Annotated in this window: 14 protein-coding genes and 2 pseudogenes; 12 read left to right on the forward strand and 4 right to left on the reverse strand. The window is 54.4% G+C overall.

Annotation, left to right across the window (positions count from 1 at the left end; all coding sequences use genetic code 11):
• Positions 1-81 precede the first annotated feature (81 nt).
• From DMB82_RS10155 to DMB82_RS10165, 3 genes are all read right to left on the reverse strand, one after another.
• On the reverse strand, positions 82-834 hold the full coding sequence (locus tag DMB82_RS10155; RefSeq protein ID WP_116162924.1) for an oligogalacturonate-specific porin KdgM family protein: 753 nt from the start codon (positions 832-834) through the stop codon (positions 82-84).
• 132 nt (positions 835-966) lie between these two features.
• A complete protein-coding gene (locus DMB82_RS10160; protein ID WP_116162926.1) occupies positions 967-1,785 on the reverse strand; it encodes an oligogalacturonate-specific porin KdgM family protein in 819 nt (272 codons plus the stop codon).
• 667 nt (positions 1,786-2,452) lie between these two features.
• Positions 2,453-2,629: a hypothetical protein gene (locus DMB82_RS10165; RefSeq protein ID WP_167469145.1), complete on the reverse strand. Its 177-nt coding sequence runs from the start codon at positions 2,627-2,629 to the stop codon at positions 2,453-2,455.
• Between the two features lie 407 nt (positions 2,630-3,036).
• On the opposite strand from DMB82_RS10165, the gene atzF reads away from it, so the two are divergent.
• From atzF to arsC, 12 genes and pseudogenes are all read left to right on the forward strand, one after another.
• The gene (atzF, locus tag DMB82_RS10170; RefSeq protein WP_116162928.1) at positions 3,037-4,839 is read left to right on the forward strand and encodes an allophanate hydrolase; all 1,803 of its coding nucleotides are present in this window, start codon (positions 3,037-3,039) and stop codon (positions 4,837-4,839) included.
• Positions 4,832-8,446 carry an urea carboxylase gene (gene uca, locus DMB82_RS10175; RefSeq protein ID WP_116162930.1) on the forward strand — a complete coding sequence of 1,205 codons (3,615 nt, stop codon included), beginning with the start codon at positions 4,832-4,834 and terminating at the stop codon, positions 8,444-8,446. The genes atzF and uca overlap by 8 nt, the downstream gene beginning before the upstream one ends.
• A gap of 49 nt (positions 8,447-8,495) precedes the next feature.
• Entirely contained in the window at positions 8,496-9,269 is a 774-nt protein-coding gene (locus DMB82_RS10180) for a GntR family transcriptional regulator (protein WP_109225727.1), read from the forward strand.
• Positions 9,266-10,534 carry an urea ABC transporter substrate-binding protein gene (urtA, locus tag DMB82_RS10185; RefSeq protein ID WP_102116480.1) on the forward strand — a complete coding sequence of 423 codons (1,269 nt, stop codon included), beginning with the start codon at positions 9,266-9,268 and terminating at the stop codon, positions 10,532-10,534. The genes DMB82_RS10180 and urtA overlap by 4 nt, the downstream gene beginning before the upstream one ends.
• Positions 10,535-10,590: 56 nt before the next feature.
• Positions 10,591-12,180 (forward strand): urea ABC transporter permease subunit UrtB, encoded by a 1,590-nt coding sequence (gene urtB, locus DMB82_RS10190; RefSeq protein WP_116162932.1) that lies wholly within the window; start codon positions 10,591-10,593, stop codon positions 12,178-12,180.
• 11 nt (positions 12,181-12,191) lie between these two features.
• Positions 12,192-13,267, forward strand: a pseudogene (urtC, locus tag DMB82_RS10195) (urea ABC transporter permease subunit UrtC).
• 61 nt (positions 13,268-13,328) lie between these two features.
• Complete coding sequence (gene urtD / locus DMB82_RS10200; protein WP_189654452.1) at positions 13,329-14,117, forward strand: urea ABC transporter ATP-binding protein UrtD; 789 nt, start codon at positions 13,329-13,331, stop codon at positions 14,115-14,117.
• Between the two features lies 1 nt (position 14,118).
• Positions 14,119-14,817, forward strand: coding sequence for an urea ABC transporter ATP-binding subunit UrtE (urtE, locus tag DMB82_RS10205; RefSeq protein ID WP_010295596.1), 699 nt, complete (start codon positions 14,119-14,121; stop codon positions 14,815-14,817).
• Between the two features lie 123 nt (positions 14,818-14,940).
• A complete protein-coding gene (locus DMB82_RS10210) occupies positions 14,941-15,390 on the forward strand; it encodes a hypothetical protein (RefSeq protein ID WP_116162934.1) in 450 nt (149 codons plus the stop codon).
• A gap of 123 nt (positions 15,391-15,513) precedes the next feature.
• A complete protein-coding gene (locus DMB82_RS10215) occupies positions 15,514-15,834 on the forward strand; it encodes a metalloregulator ArsR/SmtB family transcription factor (protein ID WP_109225761.1) in 321 nt (106 codons plus the stop codon).
• A gap of 46 nt (positions 15,835-15,880) precedes the next feature.
• The gene (locus DMB82_RS10220) at positions 15,881-17,170 is read left to right on the forward strand and encodes an arsenic transporter (RefSeq protein ID WP_116162936.1); all 1,290 of its coding nucleotides are present in this window, start codon (positions 15,881-15,883) and stop codon (positions 17,168-17,170) included.
• A 12-nt stretch (positions 17,171-17,182) separates the two neighbouring features.
• The gene (arsC, locus tag DMB82_RS10225) at positions 17,183-17,608 is read left to right on the forward strand and encodes a glutaredoxin-dependent arsenate reductase (protein ID WP_116162938.1); all 426 of its coding nucleotides are present in this window, start codon (positions 17,183-17,185) and stop codon (positions 17,606-17,608) included.
• A 34-nt stretch (positions 17,609-17,642) separates the two neighbouring features.
• Here arsC and DMB82_RS10230 read toward each other — a convergent pair.
• A pseudogene (locus tag DMB82_RS10230) lies at positions 17,643-18,332 on the reverse strand (amino acid ABC transporter ATP-binding protein); the annotation flags it as partial.
• Between the last annotated feature and the right edge of the window lie 6 nt (positions 18,333-18,338).

The raw sequence follows: 18,338 nt of genomic DNA on the forward strand, positions 1-18,338 counted from the left end.
ATAAAAGGATCCCGCTTGATGAACAGGATCCCCGAGAAAGATGGCATAGCAGTAAGCTGCTGTTAGAAAGGTAAGCCGTTGTTAGAACGTATAGGTGAAGCCGACCTTTCCTTTCCCTTCACGCGATTTCACATCGCGCCCGCTGGCGACATCTTCAACGCCAACGTGGGCTGTCCAGTTGTCGTTGATGGTGTAAGCCACGTCGAAATCCTGTTGGTAGTTATGCTTTTTGTTGTTTTGCAGCACGTAATCCGCGTGATAGTAGTAAGCGGTGTACGCCAGCGTGAAATTGTCGAAACCTTTGTAGGCCACGCCCGCTTCATAGCGGTGACGGTGAGTGTCATCATCCGTGCTGGTACGTTTGCTGCGGGTGATTTTTCTGAGGTCGTAGCGATATTGCGCATGAAGATCCGTCTTATCAGTCACCGACCAGGTCAGTTTCAAACCTGGCGTATAGCGGGCGCCGGAACTCTGGCTAGCGCCGATGTCGCCTACCGTGCCTTCACCGCTGGTGCCGCCGGAATAGAAGCGCGCTTCCAGATTAGGCGTCAGGGTTAATTCAGGCGTTAAGCGGTAGGCATAGCCGGTATAAAAAGCATAAGAATTCGAGACGACATCATCGATGGTCAGATCTTTATTCTTATTATAAAAATTCAACTCAACGCCAACGTACAGGCCATTATCCATAAAATGCCGCATACCAATTTCATCACCGTGATAGCGATTCATGGTTCCCCAGCTATGTTCATAGCTGAGTTTGGTATCAGAGGCTGACGCGGAAATAGCATAAATTTGGGCAAAGAGAATACCGGCCACAAGGTAGCGTTTTTTCATTATGGGCACCATTAATATTGAACGTTAATTATGAAAACTGTGCGCTGATAGACAAAATTCATTCATGAATTCATTTTCTTCATCAACACGGTAGGAAATACGGCGTATTTCCTTTATAAAACTCTGTGTTTCTTAGAAAACGTAGTTGAAACCAATTTTGATTTTCCCCTGACGGCTTGATGATGTGCTGGATTGGCTAATATCATCATACTCAATGTAAGGAGTTAGCTGTTTGTTTAACTTATATTGAACTTTGAACTGATGTTCATAATCCGTTTTCCCATTATCGTAAACCGCGTATTCTCTTTCCGTGAATTCACCCTTGCTATATTTATACGATTTTGTGGTGTTATCGCCGATGTAGTAGTTAAAGACGTAAGTCAGATTAATATTATCCAAACCAGAATACGTTACCCCTGCATCCAGACGATGGCGTCCGGTGTCGGATTTTGATAAATAAGATTCCCCTGCGTAACCATATTTGTCAGAGGTGGAAATGGTTGAATAGCGTGAGCTGCGAGAGGGCTTTTTATATTCATAGCGGTAGCGGCCATAAGTAGACCAGTCGCTGTTAATGCGGTAGTTATATTTCAACCCCGGTTGATACATCATGGTGGCATTGCCGATGGAGAATTCAAAGCTAGGCGTTAAGGTGGCGGCCTTGCTTAACTTGAAGTCTTTACCGATCACCATGCCGCCAGAGCCGCCCTGCATGTCATCATAGGCAACGTCGTAGTTGCTGTTCCCGCCTGCTGACGTACTGAATTTGACTTCGTACGACCAGCCGTTGGTTTTCTTATGAATGAGCTTAATGGAGTCTGCGTGGCGGCGGTCTTCTGTCTTCCAATTATGTTCATATTGGAAAGTGGTTTTGCCGTCGGTTTCTGCCTGGGTGAGGAAAGGCGTGAATCCGGCACAAACGATGAGTAGGTTACGTGTGTATACTTTCATTCTATCTTTCTCTTTTTTGATGAATAAATAATATTATTGACGAGCGCAGTCTCTATCTTTAAAACCAGACAGTGGATGTCATTTTTTGGGCGTAAAAATAGAATCACCAGGAATGATGATGACGCCATTTATAATGTCAGGCAGGGCTTTCTCCCTGGGTAAATCAGCTTGCTATCAATGCATCGATGACTCCTTATATACGACATGGCAAATGAACATTTCACCTATCGTGATGAATGATGCTGATGAATGAATGCCAAAAATGTACGCCATTTACGGGTTCATCTAATTATAAGTAAACTTGATAATTAGGTTGAGTGGCATTATGGTGGAAGGAAAACATCGTTTCATTTATACTGATCACATATTTGGTTACTTTTTGAAATTTTTTGAAATTATTTGGTCTGATTATTTTCAGCGTCAGAAATAGGTGTAACGGAAAAATAGTTGTCAGAGAAGGAGAGGCATCTCTTGAATGTTCGTGATGATAATGATAAGTGATTGAATACCTGTTAACCTGTAATTTCCCTTATATCTCCGCTATCATTCCGAAAATAATCTGTGGAAAGTGATTCCCATAAAAATGAATAAGTCGCTATAAATAGCTAATAACGATCAAACCACGCTGATGCGTCAGCATCAATGTCAACGCTTAAATCTCGAAGGCTTAGATTTCAAAACCGGGGGCAACGTCTTTCACTGGCTTTTTACACTCTTCCGGTTTGGGTTGATTCGCCGGAAGGTTTTTACAGTCCGGCGCAAAAGGATTCAGCGCATCGTGATTCAGATAGAGTACAAACAGGATCAGAATGAGGAGGGGGATCAGGATACGTTTTCTTTTCATGGTTATCTTTAGTTGCGTTGCGGAAGATGTAGATATGTTAAAAAACAGGAAAAATTCTAACGCATTACACGGCTTTTGTCTTTAGCACGCTCGGTTTCCACCTTATTGTAATGGTTCGGCATGACGATATCGGCGGAAGTGAAGATGAAAAAGAGGCGATTTGCGGCGATGGGAAGCGACGGAACTGTCGATTCTGGCGCAGCAGACCGCGAAGAAGATCGTTTAAGCGAACACTTTCCCTGCGCATTAACCACAGCAACCGTGCTCCGCAATGGCGCACGGTTGTTCCTTTTTTGTGCATGAAAATTGAGCGTTTCAATCTAATTTCATAAAAATCAATAGGGTAAAAGCTGGCATGGTTTTCGCTTTAGTGAATTCAATCTTGTATACCAGATGGGATTCACATCATGCCAAGAATGACAGGACTCACGCTTCAGGAATGGAAACAGCATTATCAACAGCAGGCCGATCGCGTGGGCGAGACGCTAGGCGCGCTGCTCGCCAGTTTGTCGCCGGACGATCCGGCCTGGATCGCGCTGGCGACACCTGAGCACCTTCAGGCGCAGATCGCGGCGTTATTGCCTCAGTATCGTGAAAACCCAGACGCACTACCGCTGTTCGGCGTTCCCTTTGCCGTCAAAGACAATATTGATGTCGCGGGCTTACCGACGAGCGCGGCGTGTCCGGCCTTTACCTATCTGGCTGATAAGGATGCGACTGCCGTTGCCAAACTGAAAGCGGCGGGGGCGATTGTCGTAGGCAAAACCAACCTCGATCAGTTTGCGACCGGTTTGGTCGGCACGCGCTCGCCGTTTGGTGCGGTGCCGAATACCTTTAATGGTGAATACATCAGCGGGGGTTCCAGTTCGGGCTCGGCTTCAGTGCTGGCGCGCGGGCTGGTTGCTTTTTCGCTGGGAACGGATACTGCCGGGTCGGGGCGCGTTCCCGCTGGGTTTAACAATATTGTCGGCCTGAAGCCGACGAAAGGGTGGCTATCGGCAAGCGGTGTCGTACCGGCCTGTCGCCTGAATGACACGATTTCCGTGTTTGCACTGACCGTCGAGGATGCGTTTACCGTCGCCGAACTGGCTGGCGGGTACGATGAGACGGATGCCTACTCGCGCTGTCATCCGGGGCGGTCACCGGCTGCGCTGCCAGCGAAGCCGCGCTTTGCTATCCCCAGCGATCCGACCTTTTTTGCTGACGCTGTCGCACAGGCGGCATGGCAGCAGGCGCTGGTCGAATTAGAAGCGACGGGCGCGACGCTGCATCCCATCGATTTCAGCATTTTCACGCAATTAGCCGATCAGCTTTATCAAGGCCCCTGGGTGGCAGAACGCACGGTTGCGGTGGGCGACATGCTACAGCAGCCAGAAAACATGGACCCAGTGGTGCACGGCATTGTGGCGAGCGGCGAGCGTTTCAGCGCGGTAGAGGCCTTTAAAGCGGAGTACCTGCGTGCCGAACTGGCGCGACAGATTCAGCAAACGCTGGCGTCGTTCGATGCGTTAGTCGTGCCGACCTCGCCGACGATCCACACGCGTGAGGCGATGAAGCAGGAACCTGTGCGCTACAACTCCCAGTTAGGTACCTACACCAATTTTACCAATCTGGCCGATCTTTCGGCGCTGGCGCTGCCAGCACCTTTCCGTACCGATGGTTTGCCAGCGGGTATCACGCTGATTGCGCCCGCCTGGCATGACCGTGCATTGGCGAGTTTTGGTCTGCGCTGGCAGGCTCAGTTGGCGCTCACGCTGGGCGCAACGGGAAAAGCGCTGCCTGCGGGAGCGGTTACCTTGCCGCCTTCGGCATTGCACGTCCGCCTTGCCGTTGTCGGTGCGCACCTGACGGGCATGCCGCTGAACCATCAACTGACCCGCCGCGATGCGGTGCGGGTGGAAGAGACGCACACGGCGGAAAACTATCGCCTTTATGCGCTGGCGAATACGCAACCGGCCAAGCCCGGTTTAGCGAAAAGCACCGACGGTGCAGCGATTATCGTCGAACTGTGGGACATCCCGCTGGCGCGCTTTGGTGAATTTGTCGCAGAAATTCCCGCGCCGTTAGGCATGGGTACGCTGACGTTACTCGACGGGCGACAGGTGAAAGGCTTTATCTGCGAACCGGCTGCGCTGAGCGATGCCGTGGATATCACCGAATTCGGCGGCTGGCGTCACTGGCTTGCCCGTCAGGAGGTATCCCATGTTTAAGACCGTGCTGATCGCTAACCGCGGCGAAATTGCCTGTCGCGCCATACGCACGCTGAAACGTCTGGGAATAACCAGCGTGGCGATGTATTCCGATGCGGATAAAAACGCGCAGCATGTGAAAGACGCAGACATCGCCATACCGATTGGCGGCGAGAAGGCCAGCGACAGCTATCTGTGTATCGATAAAGTGCTTGCCGCCGCGCAGCAAACGGGAGCAGAAGCGATCTGGCCGGGCTACGGCTTTCTGTCAGAGAGCTTGCCGTTTGCCGCCGCCTGTGAAAAGGCGGGCATCGCGTTTGTCGGGCCAACCGCGCAGCAAATTGGTGAATTTGGCTTGAAGCACCGTGCCCGTGAATTAGCCGCTGCCGCTGGTGTGCCGATGACGCCGGGAACGCCGCTGCTGGCCTCGTTGGAGGACGCGTTGGCCGCCGCCGAAGACATCGGCTATCCGATAATGCTCAAAAGCACTGCCGGAGGTGGCGGCATTGGTCTGACGCGCTGCGCGGATGCGGTGGCGTTACGCGCGGCGTGGGAGAGCGTACGTCGTTTGGGCGAACAGTTCTTCAGCGATGCAGGTGTTTTCATCGAACGCTGTATCGATCGGGCGCGTCACGTCGAAGTGCAGATTTTTGGCGATGGTAAAGGTCGCGTGGTCGCGCTGGGCGAACGCGACTGCTCATTGCAGCGGCGCAACCAGAAGGTCGTGGAAGAAACACCCGCGCCGCATTTGCCAGCCGCCACGCGCGCGGCGCTGCTGGCCTCCGCCGTGAAGCTGGGCGAACTGGTCAGATATCGCAGCGCGGGAACGGTGGAATATATCTACGACGCCGAGCGCGATGCGTTCTTTTTCCTCGAAGTGAATACCCGTTTACAGGTTGAACATCCGGTGACGGAGTGCGTCACCGGGCTGGATTTGGTCGAATGTATGCTGCGTGTCGCGGCGGATGAACCATTGGACTGGGCGCAACTGATGCAGGCTCCGCATGGCGCCGCGATTGAGGTGCGTATTTATGCGGAAGATCCGCTGAAAAACTTTCAGCCTAGCCCCGGCGTGCTGACCGAAGTCGCGTTTCCCGATGACGTGCGGGTTGATGGCTGGGTGAGCACCGGCACCGAGGTGTCGGCGTATTACGATCCGATGATCGCCAAGCTGATCGTTCACGCGGAAACCCGTGAACTGGCGCTGGAGAAGATGCAACAAGCGTTGAATGCCACGCGTTTGCACGGTATTGCCACTAACCTTGATTACCTGCGCCAGATTATCGCTACCGATGCGTTCCGTAATGGAACCGTGTGGACGCGGATGCTCGACAGTTTTACGCCATCTGCCTCGGTGATTGAAGTGATTCAGCCCGGTACCTGGAGCAGCGTGCAGGACTATCCCGGACGCCTCGGCTATTGGGATATCGGCGTGCCGCCGTCTGGCCCGATGGACGACTTCGCATTCCGTCTGGCAAACCGTATCGTCGGCAACGATGAAGCTGCGGCAGGGCTGGAGTTTACGTTGCAAGGCCCGACGCTGCGTTTCCACCACGAGGCGGTGATTGCGCTGACGGGGGCTGATTGTCCGGCGACGCTGGATGGCGAAATGGTGCCATACTGGCAGCCGCTGACGGTAAAGGCCGGACAAACGCTGACGCTGGGGCGCGCGCAGTCCGGCTGTCGCACCTATCTGGCGGTGCGTAACGGTATTGATGTGCCGCAGTATCTCGGCAGTCGTTCGACCTTCGCGCTCGGGGAATTTGGCGGCCACGCCGGACGAACGCTGCGCGTGGCAGATATGCTGGCGATTTCTCAACCCGACTTGCCCGCCTGCACCACACCCGCGCCCGTGAGTGCACCGCAGGCCGTGGACGCCGCGCTGATTCCGCAGTATGGCAACGAATGGCGCATTGGCGTGCTCTACGGCCCGCACGGCGCGCCGGATTTCTTTACCCACGCGGCGATTGATGAATTTTTCGCGGCGGAATGGCAGGTGCATTACAACTCGAACCGACTCGGCGTGCGTCTGGTGGGGCCAAAGCCAAGCTGGACGCGGGCGAACGGCGGCGAGGCGGGTCTCCATCCTTCCAACGTTCACGACTGTGAATACGCCATCGGCGCCGTGAATTTTACCGGTGACTTTCCGGTGATCCTCACGCGGGACGGGCCGAGTCTGGGCGGGTTTGTTTGTCCGGTCACCATTGCCAAAGCGGAGCTGTGGAAAGTTGGTCAGGTTAAGCCGGGCGATCGTATTCGTTTCCACCCGATCAGCGCGGATGAAGCGCTGGCGCTGGAAAAGGCGCAGTCTGACTGCGTTTCTACGCTGGGTACAGCTCATGCCCCTGCGTTTGACGTTCCCTCGCTGGCGACAACGGCATTCGGCTCCGCCACGGTGCTGGCTACGGTACCCGCTACGGCGACCACGCCAGCCGCCGTGTATCGTCAGGCGGGAGATAACTACGTTCTGATCGAATACGGCGATAACGTGCTGGATCTGGCGTTGCGGCTGCGTATTCATCTGCTGATGGTGGCGATCCGCGCCTCAGAAACGGCGGGAATAGAAGAACTGTCGCCCGGCGTGCGTTCGCTACAAGTGCGCTACGACAGTCGAATTATCCGCCAGCGGGCGCTGTTGGGCGTGCTGCTTCATCTGGAACGTCAGCTTGGCGACGTAAGCCAGATGAAAGTACCGTCGCGCATTGTCTATTTACCGATGGCGTTTGAAGACAGCGCCACGCTCGGCGCGGTGGAACGCTACCGCGAAACGGTACGCGCCAGCGCGCCCTGGCTGCCGAATAACGTCGATTTCATTCAGCGCATTAACGGGTTACCACGCCGGGATGACGTGCGCGACATTATTTTCGATGCCAGCTATCTGATTCTGGGATTAGGTGACGTTTATCTCGGTGCCCCCTGTGCGGTGCCGATCGATCCGCGCCACCGTCTGCTGAGTTCCAAATACAACCCAGCGCGCACCTTCACTGCCGAAGGTACGGTGGGTATTGGCGGGATGTACATGTGCATTTATGGCATGGACTCGCCGGGCGGCTATCAACTGGTGGGGCGCACGCTGCCTATCTGGAACAAATTCCTCAAAAACGATCAATTCATCGCGGGTGAACCGTGGCTGCTGCGCTTCTTCGATCAGGTGCGGTTTTATCCGGTCAGCGAAGCCGAACTGACGGCGCTGCGCGATGACTTCCGCGAAGGACGCGCGGCGATCCGCATCGACGAAACCGAGTTTGATTTTGCTGAACACTCGCGTTTTCTGACGGAGCAGGCCGACGATATTGCCGCGTTCCGTAAGCGTCAGGCCACGGCGTTTGAAACGGAAGTGGCGCTGTGGCAGCAGGAAGATGACAGCACGCCGCAGGAAGTGGTTTCTGCCGCTCCTGTAGAGAACGACGAAGACGCGTTTCAGGTCAGTGCGGATATGAACGGCAACATCTGGAAAGTGCTGGTGAACGTGGGGGATGTTATCGAAGCCGGACAACCGCTGATTATCGTCGAAGCCATGAAGATGGAGCTGACGATTAGCGCGCCGCAGTCTGGTCGGGTGAAACGCATCGGCTGCCAGCCGGGGCGACCGGTCAGCCCCGGTGATGCCTTGCTGTGGTTGGAATAGAGACTGGAATAAAAGGACAAGCTGAATCAACGGCGAGGCGGAGAAAACGATGCGAGCAGGCACACAAAAGAGCAGCAAAGATCGCCCGGAAGCGCTAGCGGAGCGAGTGTATCAAACGCTGAAAAACGACATTTTCGACTTTCGTCTGATGCCGGGCGACCGCTTTAGTGAAAATGAAATTGCCGAACGGATGTCGGTCAGCCGTACGCCAGTGCGTCAGGCGCTGTTCTGGCTGGAGCGAGAAGGCTATGTCGAAGTTTATTTCCGCAGCGGCTGGCAGGTTCGTCCGTTTGATTTCGAATATTTCGAGGAACTGTATGACTTTCGCATCGTGCTGGAGCGCGAAGCCATTCGGCGGCTGTGTGGGATGCCGCCGGGGCGCTGCGCTGAGCTATTGGCGGACCTAAAACGCTTCTGGATTGAAGAACCGCGTCTGGACGATGGCAAGATCGTCTCCCGCTACGACGAAGGGTTTCACCGTGGGCTGGTGATGGCGGCAGGCAACAGCGAAATGGCGCGGGTTCACGGCGAACTGACGGAGAAAATCCGCATTATTCGCCGTCTCGATTTCACCCGCGAAGATCGTATTGACGCGACCTATAAAGAACATGCCCGCATTTTGCTGGCGATATTGCAACAGCACACTGAGGAGGCGCAGCGCATTCTGACCGACCACATCGCCGTCAGTAAGGCCGAAGTCAGAAAGATCACCTTACATATGCTACAGCAGGCGCGGCCTCAATCTGTTTCAACCGCATCTGTTTCACCTGACGCATCACACGATTCCATTCTCACTCAACACGACTTAAGGGCTAATAAATGAAAAGACGTTCATTGCTAAAAGTTTTTGCGCTTTCTGCGACAGTGGTTGGTATGGGGTTGACCTGGAGTGTGCAGGCGGCGGACACCATCAAAGTCGGCATTATGCATTCGCTGTCCGGCACGATGGCGATTTCGGAAACGCCGCTGAAGGATGTGGCGCTGATGACCATTGATGAAATCAACGCCAAAGGCGGCGTGTTGGGTAAAAAACTGGAACCGGTGGTGGTCGATCCGGCCTCGAACTGGCCGCTATTTGCCGAGAAGGCGCGTCAACTGCTGACGCAGGACAAAGCGGCGGTGGTGTTCGGCTGCTGGACATCGGTATCGCGTAAATCGGTTCTGCCGGTGTTTGAAGAGTTAAACGGGCTGCTGTTCTATCCGGTGCAGTATGAAGGCGAAGAGATGTCGCCGAACGTGTTCTACACCGGCGCGGCACCGAATCAGCAGGCGATCCCAGCCGTGGAATATCTGATAAGCGAAGACGGTGGGGCGGCGAAGCGTTTCTTCCTGTTGGGTACTGACTATGTGTATCCGCGTACCACCAACAAGATCCTGCGCGCGTTCCTGCATTCGAAAGGCGTGCAGGACAAAGATATCGAGGAAGTCTATACGCCGTTTGGCCACAGTGATTATCAGACCATCGTTTCCAACATCAAGAAGTTCTCGACGGGCGGCAAGACGGCGGTGGTTTCCACCATCAACGGCGATTCCAACGTACCGTTCTATAAAGAGCTGGCGAATCAGGGAATCAAAGCGACCGACGTGCCGGTTGTCGCGTTCTCTGTCGGTGAAGAGGAACTGCGCGGGATCGACACCAAACCGCTGGTCGGCCATTTAGCCGCGTGGAACTACTTTGAGTCGGTCGATAACCCCACCAATACCGACTTCGTGGAAGCCTACAAAGCCTATGCCAAAGCGAAAAACCTGCCGAACGCGGGCACGGTGGTGACCAACGATCCGATGGAAGCAACCTATGTCGGCATTCATATGTGGGCGCAGGCGGTAGAGAAAGCGGGTACTACGGACGTGGATAAAGTGCGCGCCGCGATGGCCGGCCAGACCTTTGCCGCACCGGATGGCTTTACGCTGACGATGGACAAGACCAACCACCACCTGCACAAGCCGGTGATGATTGGCGAAATTGAGGAAAACGGTCAGTTCAACGTGGTCTGGCAAACCGATAAGCCGGTTCGTGCCCAGCCGTGGAGCCCGTACATCGCCGGTAACGATAAGAAGCCCGATCATCCAATAAAAGCAGCACAGTAAACGTCGTCTCTACACGCCCCGTCCAGCATATCGGACGGGGATACTCCCTCTCTTATATGGCGGACATTGCGATGATGAGTCATCGATTATCTACGTTTGTGCTGTCGCTGTGTCTGATGTTTCCGCTGCTGGTACAGGCCGGGCCTGCGACCGATTTCGCCGCCGCCAGCCGCACGCAGCAGGCTGAACTGCTGCAACAATGGGCCGCCGCGCCAGAACCTGCACGCTTACCGCTGTTACAGGCATTGCGCGACGAGTCGGTTGTGCTTGATCGGAACCAGCAGCCGTTTAGGGATGTGCAGGGCACATTAACGCCGCTGGACGGGAACGCGGAACCGGTTGGTGCGACCAAAAAACTGTTTATGAATAACCGCCTGCGCGGTCTGGTTGCCACCGCGCTGGCCGCGCATCAGCTCGTCAGCGATGATGCCGCAACGCGCCTGAATGCGGTACGGCAACTACAGAGCGACAGCAGTACGGAACAGTTGCCGTTGTTGGTACAACGCCTCAACGTAGAGAAAGATGCGCAGGTACATGAGGCGCTGAATATCGCTATTGCGACCCGGCAATTGAGCGATCCCAACCCGCTGGTGCGCCTTGAGGCGGTCAAACGCTTAGGGCAGACCGGCGACCCGCAAATGCAGGCGCGCTTACAGCCGTTAACGCAGGTACAGAACGAACCGGATACCGGCGTGCGTGCGGCGGCGAAGGAAAGTTTGGATCAGATTAAGCATAGTTTGATTGTCGGCGATCTGCTGGGGCAGGCGTTTACCGGACTGTCGCTCGGCTCTATCCTGCTGCTGGCGGCGCTGGGGTTGGCGATCACCTATGGGCTACTGGGCGTGATCAACATGGCGCACGGCGAAATGCTGATGCTGGGCGCGTACGCAACCTGGCTGGTGCAGTCGCTGTGCCAGCAGTTTGCGCCGAGCTGGCTGGCGTATTATCCGCTGCTGGCGCTGCCTGTGGCCTTCTTTATCACCGCTGGCGTCGGTATGGTGCTGGAACGCACGGTGATTCGTCATCTTTACGGCCGACCGCTGGAAACGCTGCTGGCGACCTGGGGTATCAGCCTGATGCTGATCCAACTGGTGCGGATGCTGTTCGGTACCCAAAATCTGGAAGTCGCCAATCCCGCATGGTTATCCGGCGGGCTGCGCCTGCTGCCAAATCTGGTGCTGCCGTATAACCGCATCGCGGTGATTGTGTTCGTTCTCGGCGTGCTGCTGCTCACCTGGCTACTCCTCAATAAAACTCGCCTTGGCATGAATGTGCGGGCAGTGACGCAAAACCGGGCGATGGCGGACTGCTGCGGCGTGCCGACCGGCCGCGTTGATATGCTGGCCTTCGGGCTGGGCTCCGGCATCGCTGGCTTGGGCGGTGTAGCGCTGTCGCAACTGGGGAACGTCGGGCCGGAGCTGGGACAGGGCTACATCATCGATTCATTCCTTGTTGTCGTGCTGGGGGGCGTCGGGCAACTGGCGGGGACGGTGGTCGCCGCCTTCAGCCTTGGCATTCTCAACAAAGTGCTCGAACCGCAGATTGGCGCGGTGCTGGGCAAAATCGTCATTCTGGTACTGATCGTACTGTTTATTCAGAAACGGCCACAGGGGCTGTTTGCATTCAAAGGACGGGTGATTGACTGATGACGCAATCTATTACGCAACCCATGACGATAACCCTGACGCAGCGTGCACCGCGGCTCATGCTTGTCCTGGGTTCGATCGCTTTTCTGGCCTTGCTGATCCTGCCGTTTCTCGCGCTGTTGCCCGCAGAGCATCCGCTGGCGATCTCCACTTATACGCTGACGCTGATCGGCAAAATCCTGTGCTATGCGATTGTCGCCGTTGCGTTGGATCTGGTGTGGGGCTATGCCGGGCTGCTGTCGCTCGGTCACGGCCTGTTTTTCGCGCTGGGCGGCTACGCGATGGGTATGTACCTGATGCGGCAGGCTGCTGGCGAGGGAATGCCCGCGTTTATGTCATTTCTGTCGTGGACGGAACTGCCGTGGTTCTGGGCGGGAACCCAGTATTTCGCCTGGGCATTGTGCCTGATCGTGCTGGTGCCGGGCGTGCTGGCGTTTGTGTTCGGCTGGTTTGCGTTCCGCTCCAAAATCAAAGGCGTGTATTTCTCGATCATGACGCAGGCGCTGACCTACGCCGGGATGCTGCTGTTCTTCCGTAACGAAACCGGCTTTGGCGGCAATAACGGGTTTACCGGTTTTACGACGCTGCTGGGTTTCCCTATTACGGCCACCGGTACGCGTATTGGACTGTTTGTCGCTACCGTGCTGTTGTTGATCGCCAGCCTGCTCGTGGGATTTGCGCTGGCGCGCAGTAAATTTGGTCGCGTGCTGACGGCGGTACGCGATGCAGAAAATCGTCTGATGTTCTGCGGTTACGACCCGAAAGGCTTCAAGCTGTTTGTCTGGACACTTTCCGCCGTGCTGTGCGGGCTGGCGGGGCGCTGTATGTGCCGCAGGTCGGCATCATCAATCCGAGCGAAATGTCGCCGACCAACTCCATCGAAGCCGCCATTTGGGTGGCGCTGGGCGGGCGCGGGACACTGGTCGGGCCGCTGCTCGGCGCAGGGATCGTCAACGGGGCGAAAAGCTGGTTTACCGTGGCCTTTCCCGAATACTGGCTGTTCTTTTTGGGGCTGATGTTTATTCTCGTCACGCTGTTTTTGCCGCGTGGCGTGATTGGATTACTGACGAGGAAGAAACATGACTGAGTCTTTATCTGTGCCACCGGTTCCAACGCCTGCACAAACCGTCGCGACTCAGCCCGTATTGATGGAGCCAAAGTTCGCGCAGCCGCATCCGTCGGATCGCCATCGGCATCAGACCGATCCGGTGCTGCAACTCGACAAGATTAACGTGAGCTTTGACGGTTTCCGCGCGCTCACCGATCTCTCGTTGCAGATTGGCGTGGGGGAACTGCGCTGCATCATCGGCCCAAACGGCGCGGGGAAAACCACGCTGATGGATGTCATCACCGGTAAAACGCGACCGGATAGCGGCAAAGCGTTTTACGATCAGTATACCGACCTGACGACGCTGTCGCCGGTAGATATCGCCCGCGCGGGAATTGGCCGGAAATTCCAGAAGCCAACGGTGTTTGAAGCGCTGACGGTGTTTGAAAACCTCGACATCGCGCTGAAAACTGACAAATCAGTGTGGGCAAGCCTGCGTGCCAGACTGAACAGCGAGCAGCGTGACCGGATTGACGACACGTTGGCGCTGCTGCGGCTCGGCCACGAACGGCAACGGCCCGCAGGGCTGTTATCACACGGGCAAAAGCAGTTTCTGGAAATCGGCATGTTACTGGTACAGGAGCCGCATCTGCTGCTGCTCGATGAACCCGCCGCCGGGATGACGGACGCCGAAACGGCCTATACCGCCGAGCTGTTCCGCAGTCTGGCTGGCAAACACTCGCTGATGGTCGTGGAGCACGACATGGGCTTTGTCGAGAGCATCGCCGACCGTGTCACCGTGCTGCATCAGGGGCAGGTGCTGGCGGAAGGATCGCTGCGCGAGGTACAGGCGAATGAACAGGTGATTGACGTTTATCTGGGGCGCTAACATGTTAGAGATTGCTGAACTGAATCAATATTACGGCGGCAGCCACATCTTGCGCGGCCTGTCATTTGAGGTGAAACCCGGCGAGATTACCTGTCTGCTAGGGCGCAACGGCGTCGGGAAAACTACGCTGCTGAAATGCCTGATGGGGCTGATTCCCGCGAAGTCCGGCACGATTCGCTGGCAGGGTGAAGCGATTAACTCGCGCAAACCCTATCAGCGCGTGCAGTCTGGCATTGCCTACGTGCCACAGGGGCGGGAGATTTTTCCTCGGTTGACGGTGGAAGAAAACCTGTTGATGGGACTATCGCGCTTTCCGGGCAAACAGGCGCGGCAGGTGCCGGATGAGATCTACCAGCTTTTCCCCGTGCTGGATGAGATGAAACAGCGGCGCGGCGGCGATTTGTCCGGCGGGCAACAGCAGCAATTGGCGATTGGTCGTGCGCTGGCCTGTAAACCACAGTTGCTGATTCTGGATGAGCCAACCGAAGGCATACAGCCGTCGGTGATTAAAGAGATCGGGGCAGTGATTCGCCAACTGGCACAGCGTGGCGATATGGCAATTCTGCTGGTCGAGCAATTTTACGACTTCGCCGCCGAGCTGGCCGACAGCTATCTGGTGATGTCACGCGGGGAAATCATCCAGCGCGGACGGGGTGAAACGATGGAACAGGACGGCGTGCGGGGGCTGGTGGCGATTTGAATGTGATTACTTTAACCCTACGCCGCCAGGACAAAAGTTTCGGGCCGCTCAAGCTAGCTGTGTAATATATAGCTTTAAGAAGATAGTTCATTGTCTATCTTCAGCTAAAAAGGAAACTTAAGGATGAGTACATGGCTGAAAATTTTTGCCGTGCTTGGCATCACTGTTATTGCTGTTGCGGTCGGTTCTCTATGGCCCTACATCAAAATGAATTTTGCTGGAAGTGCACATTATACAGAGCAGGACAAAAGGGAATATGCGTTCTATACCCCCGATTTTCTAAAAACAATGCCACGTATTACCGATCGCTATGACTTCAATTTTTCAAACGTAACCGGCCCGGAAGCTAAAGTCTGGACGATGAACTTCTATGGTACTGAAGATACCAGCAAGGTTCATACTTATCTGACATCGATGGGTTATGAGAAGCAGGAGCGTTGCGATGTTGAGGCGGAATGCTGGCGAGCGGCGGGCACTAAGGACGTCGTGACGGTTGCGACGTTTGATACGGATAACAGCGTGATGGTTCAGGTTTACAGCAGTCCGTCTACTGCGCCACTACCGCCGGAATAACCGTGTAACGACGCAAATCATAGTGTCATTTCTGCTTTGCCTTACTGTATTTTCCATTGGGTGATTTCAAAGTTAACATATATGAATTATCATATGTGTACCTTGAGTGCGTTGGGACCAAAAATGTTACAGCCCGTCCAACTTTTCAAAATCCTTTCCGATGATACTCGGCTATCCATCATCTTGCTGCTTAGAGAAGCGGGAGAATTGTGCGTCTGTGATATCTGTACTGCGACTACGGAATCTCAGCCTAAAATTTCCCGCCATATGGCGATATTACGTGAGTCAGGTTTGGTTCTAGACCGCCGTGAAGGAAAATGGATTCATTATCGATTGTCTCCACACATGCCTGCTTGGGCTGCAGAAACGATTCATACCGCATGGCAATGCCTGCGTGATGACGTGCGTCGGTGTCTGGCTAAATCTGCTTCTTCTTCATGCTGAAATAGGAAGGGGTATATTCTTTTTTCCATATATGATGAGGTTTGAAATGTTATTGGCAGGAATCATATTTTTACTGACCTTGATCTTGGTGATTTGGCAACCCAGAGGTCTCAGTATCGGATGGAGTGCCAGCATCGGGGCCGTATTCGCGCTGTTCTGCGGGGTTATTCACCTCAGCGATATTCCGGTTGTTTGGAATATTGTCTGGAACGCGACGGCGACGTTTATTGCGGTGATTATCATCAGCCTGCTGCTTGATGAGTCGGGATTTTTTGAATGGGCGGCACTGCACGTATCGCGATGGGGAAACGGGCGCGGGCGTCTGCTGTTTACCTGGATTGTCTTACTGGGCGCTGCCGTTTCTGCGTTGTTTGCCAACGACGGCGCCGCGCTGATCCTCACGCCGATTGTGATTGCGATGCTGTTGGCTTTGGGCTTCAGTAAAGGTACGACGTTGGCGTTTGTTATGGCTGCCGGATTTATTGCTGATACGGCTAGCCTGCCGCTGATTGTTTCTAATCTGGTTAACATTGTGTCTGCCGATTTTTTCAACCTTGGGTTTGCTGAATATGCATCGGTTATGGTTCCCGTCGATATTGCAGCGATTATCGCGACGTTGATTATGTTACACCTGTTTTTTCGCAAGGATATCCCTGCAACCTACGACGTATCTCGGTTAAAAGTACCGGCAAGTGCCATTAAGGATCTGGCAACGTTCAGAGCGGGTTGGATTGTTTTGGTGCTTCTGCTTACCGGATTTTTCGTCCTCGAACCTTTGGGGATTCCCGTCAGTGCTATTGCGGCCGTGGGCGCAACTATTCTGCTCGCAGTGGCAAAAAAAGGTCATGCCATCAATACGGGTAAGGTACTGCGTGGTGCGCCATGGCAGATCGTAATTTTCTCACTCGGTATGTATTTAGTGGTCTATGGCCTGCGCAACGCGGGGTTAACGGAATATCTTTCCAGTATTCTGAATCTGTTTGCGGAGAAAGGACTGTGGACTGCCACACTTGGCACTGGCTTTATGGCCGCGCTGCTTTCCTCAATCATGAACAATATGCCCACCGTGTTGATTGGTGCCTTATCTATCGACGGCAGCACCGCATCTGGTGTTGTTAAAGACGCAATGATTTATGCCAACGTCATTGGTTGCGATTTAGGACCCAAAATTACGCCTATTGGCAGCCTGGCGACACTGCTTTGGTTACATGTGTTATCACAGAAAAACATGACGATCGGTTGGGGATACTATTTCCGTATCGGAATTGTCATGACACTGCCTGTGCTGCTTGTCACGCTGGTTGCGCTGGCGCTGCGGCTATCCATCACGTTGTAATGAGATATTGATATGAGCAAAATAACGATTTACCACAACCCCGACTGTGGCACTTCGCGTAATACGCTGGAGATGATCCGTAATAGCGGCGCAGAACCCACGATTATTTACTATCTTGATACGCCGCCTTCGCGTGATGAATTGGTCACACTGATTGGCGACATGGGAATGACGGTTCGTACCTTGCTGCGCAAGAACGTAGAACCTTACACACAACTGGGGCTTGCTGAAGAAAGATTCACTGACGAACAGCTCATTGATTTCATGTTGCAATATCCGATCCTGATAAACCGTCCGATTGTCGTTACTCCGTTGGGAACCCGACTATGTCGTCCATCAGAGCTGGTGCTGGATATTCTCCCCGATCCGCAGCGAGGCGAATTCACCAAAGAAGATGGTGAAAAAATCACTGATAAATTGGGTCAACGCGTGAAATAGAGCCAGAAGGGGTCATCTGGCTCTATGCGTTTTCTCACAGCACCTTATTCAAAAAGTTGATCGTTCGCGGGTGGCGAGGATGGTTCAGCACCTGCCAGGAATCGCCGCTTTCGACAATTTTTCCGTCTACCATAAATACGACGCGGTCAGCGACTTCGCGCGCAAAGCCGATTTCATGTGTGACGACAACCAGCGTCACACCAGATTGGGCCAGTGATTTGATGACATCCAACACTTCCCCAACCAGTTCGGGATCGAGCGCGGACGTCGGTTCATCAAACAGCATCACTTTCGGCTTAAGTGCCAGCGCGCGAGCGATGGCGACGCGCTGTTGCTGGCCGCCAGAAAGGTGACGGGGATAAGACTGTGCTTTATGGCGCAGGCCGACGCTTTCCAGCAGAGTAAAGGCAATATCTTCCGCTTCCTGACGCGAATACAGCTTATGCGCCAGCGGGGCTTCAATGATGTTTTCCAACACGGAAAGGTGGGGGAACAGATTAAAATTCTGGAATACATAGCCGACGTTGATGCGTTGACGTAGCACGTCCTTTTCTTTTAACTCATAGAGCGTATTCCCTTTGCGACGGTAGCCGATGTAATCGGCGTCGATGCGGATAAATCCTTCGTCTACGCGTTCAAGATGGTTAATGGTGCGCAGCAGCGTGGATTTCCCTGAGCCGGACGGGCCAAGGATCACGGTGACGGAGCCGGGAGCTAGTGTCAGCACGTA

This window comes from Pectobacterium aquaticum (genome assembly GCF_003382565.3).
GTDB classification, from domain to species: domain Bacteria; phylum Pseudomonadota; class Gammaproteobacteria; order Enterobacterales; family Enterobacteriaceae; genus Pectobacterium; species Pectobacterium aquaticum.

Coding starts and splice junctions, on each gene's coding strand:
- DMB82_RS10155 (WP_116162924.1), bottom strand. CDS start 834: ATGAAAAAACGCTACCTTGTGGCCGGTATTCTCTTTGCCCAAATTTAT.
- DMB82_RS10160 (WP_116162926.1), bottom strand. CDS start 1,785: ATGAAAGTATACACACGTAACCTACTCATCGTTTGTGCCGGATTCACG.
- DMB82_RS10165 (WP_167469145.1), bottom strand. CDS start 2,629: ATGAAAAGAAAACGTATCCTGATCCCCCTCCTCATTCTGATCCTGTTT.
- atzF (WP_116162928.1), top strand. CDS start 3,037: ATGCCAAGAATGACAGGACTCACGCTTCAGGAATGGAAACAGCATTAT.
- uca (WP_116162930.1), top strand. CDS start 4,832: ATGTTTAAGACCGTGCTGATCGCTAACCGCGGCGAAATTGCCTGTCGC.
- DMB82_RS10180 (WP_109225727.1), top strand. CDS start 8,496: ATGCGAGCAGGCACACAAAAGAGCAGCAAAGATCGCCCGGAAGCGCTA.
- urtA (WP_102116480.1), top strand. CDS start 9,266: ATGAAAAGACGTTCATTGCTAAAAGTTTTTGCGCTTTCTGCGACAGTG.
- urtB (WP_116162932.1), top strand. CDS start 10,591: ATGGCGGACATTGCGATGATGAGTCATCGATTATCTACGTTTGTGCTG.
- urtD (WP_189654452.1), top strand. CDS start 13,329: ATGGAGCCAAAGTTCGCGCAGCCGCATCCGTCGGATCGCCATCGGCAT.
- urtE (WP_010295596.1), top strand. CDS start 14,119: ATGTTAGAGATTGCTGAACTGAATCAATATTACGGCGGCAGCCACATC.
- DMB82_RS10210 (WP_116162934.1), top strand. CDS start 14,941: ATGAGTACATGGCTGAAAATTTTTGCCGTGCTTGGCATCACTGTTATT.
- DMB82_RS10215 (WP_109225761.1), top strand. CDS start 15,514: ATGTTACAGCCCGTCCAACTTTTCAAAATCCTTTCCGATGATACTCGG.
- DMB82_RS10220 (WP_116162936.1), top strand. CDS start 15,881: ATGTTATTGGCAGGAATCATATTTTTACTGACCTTGATCTTGGTGATT.
- arsC (WP_116162938.1), top strand. CDS start 17,183: ATGAGCAAAATAACGATTTACCACAACCCCGACTGTGGCACTTCGCGT.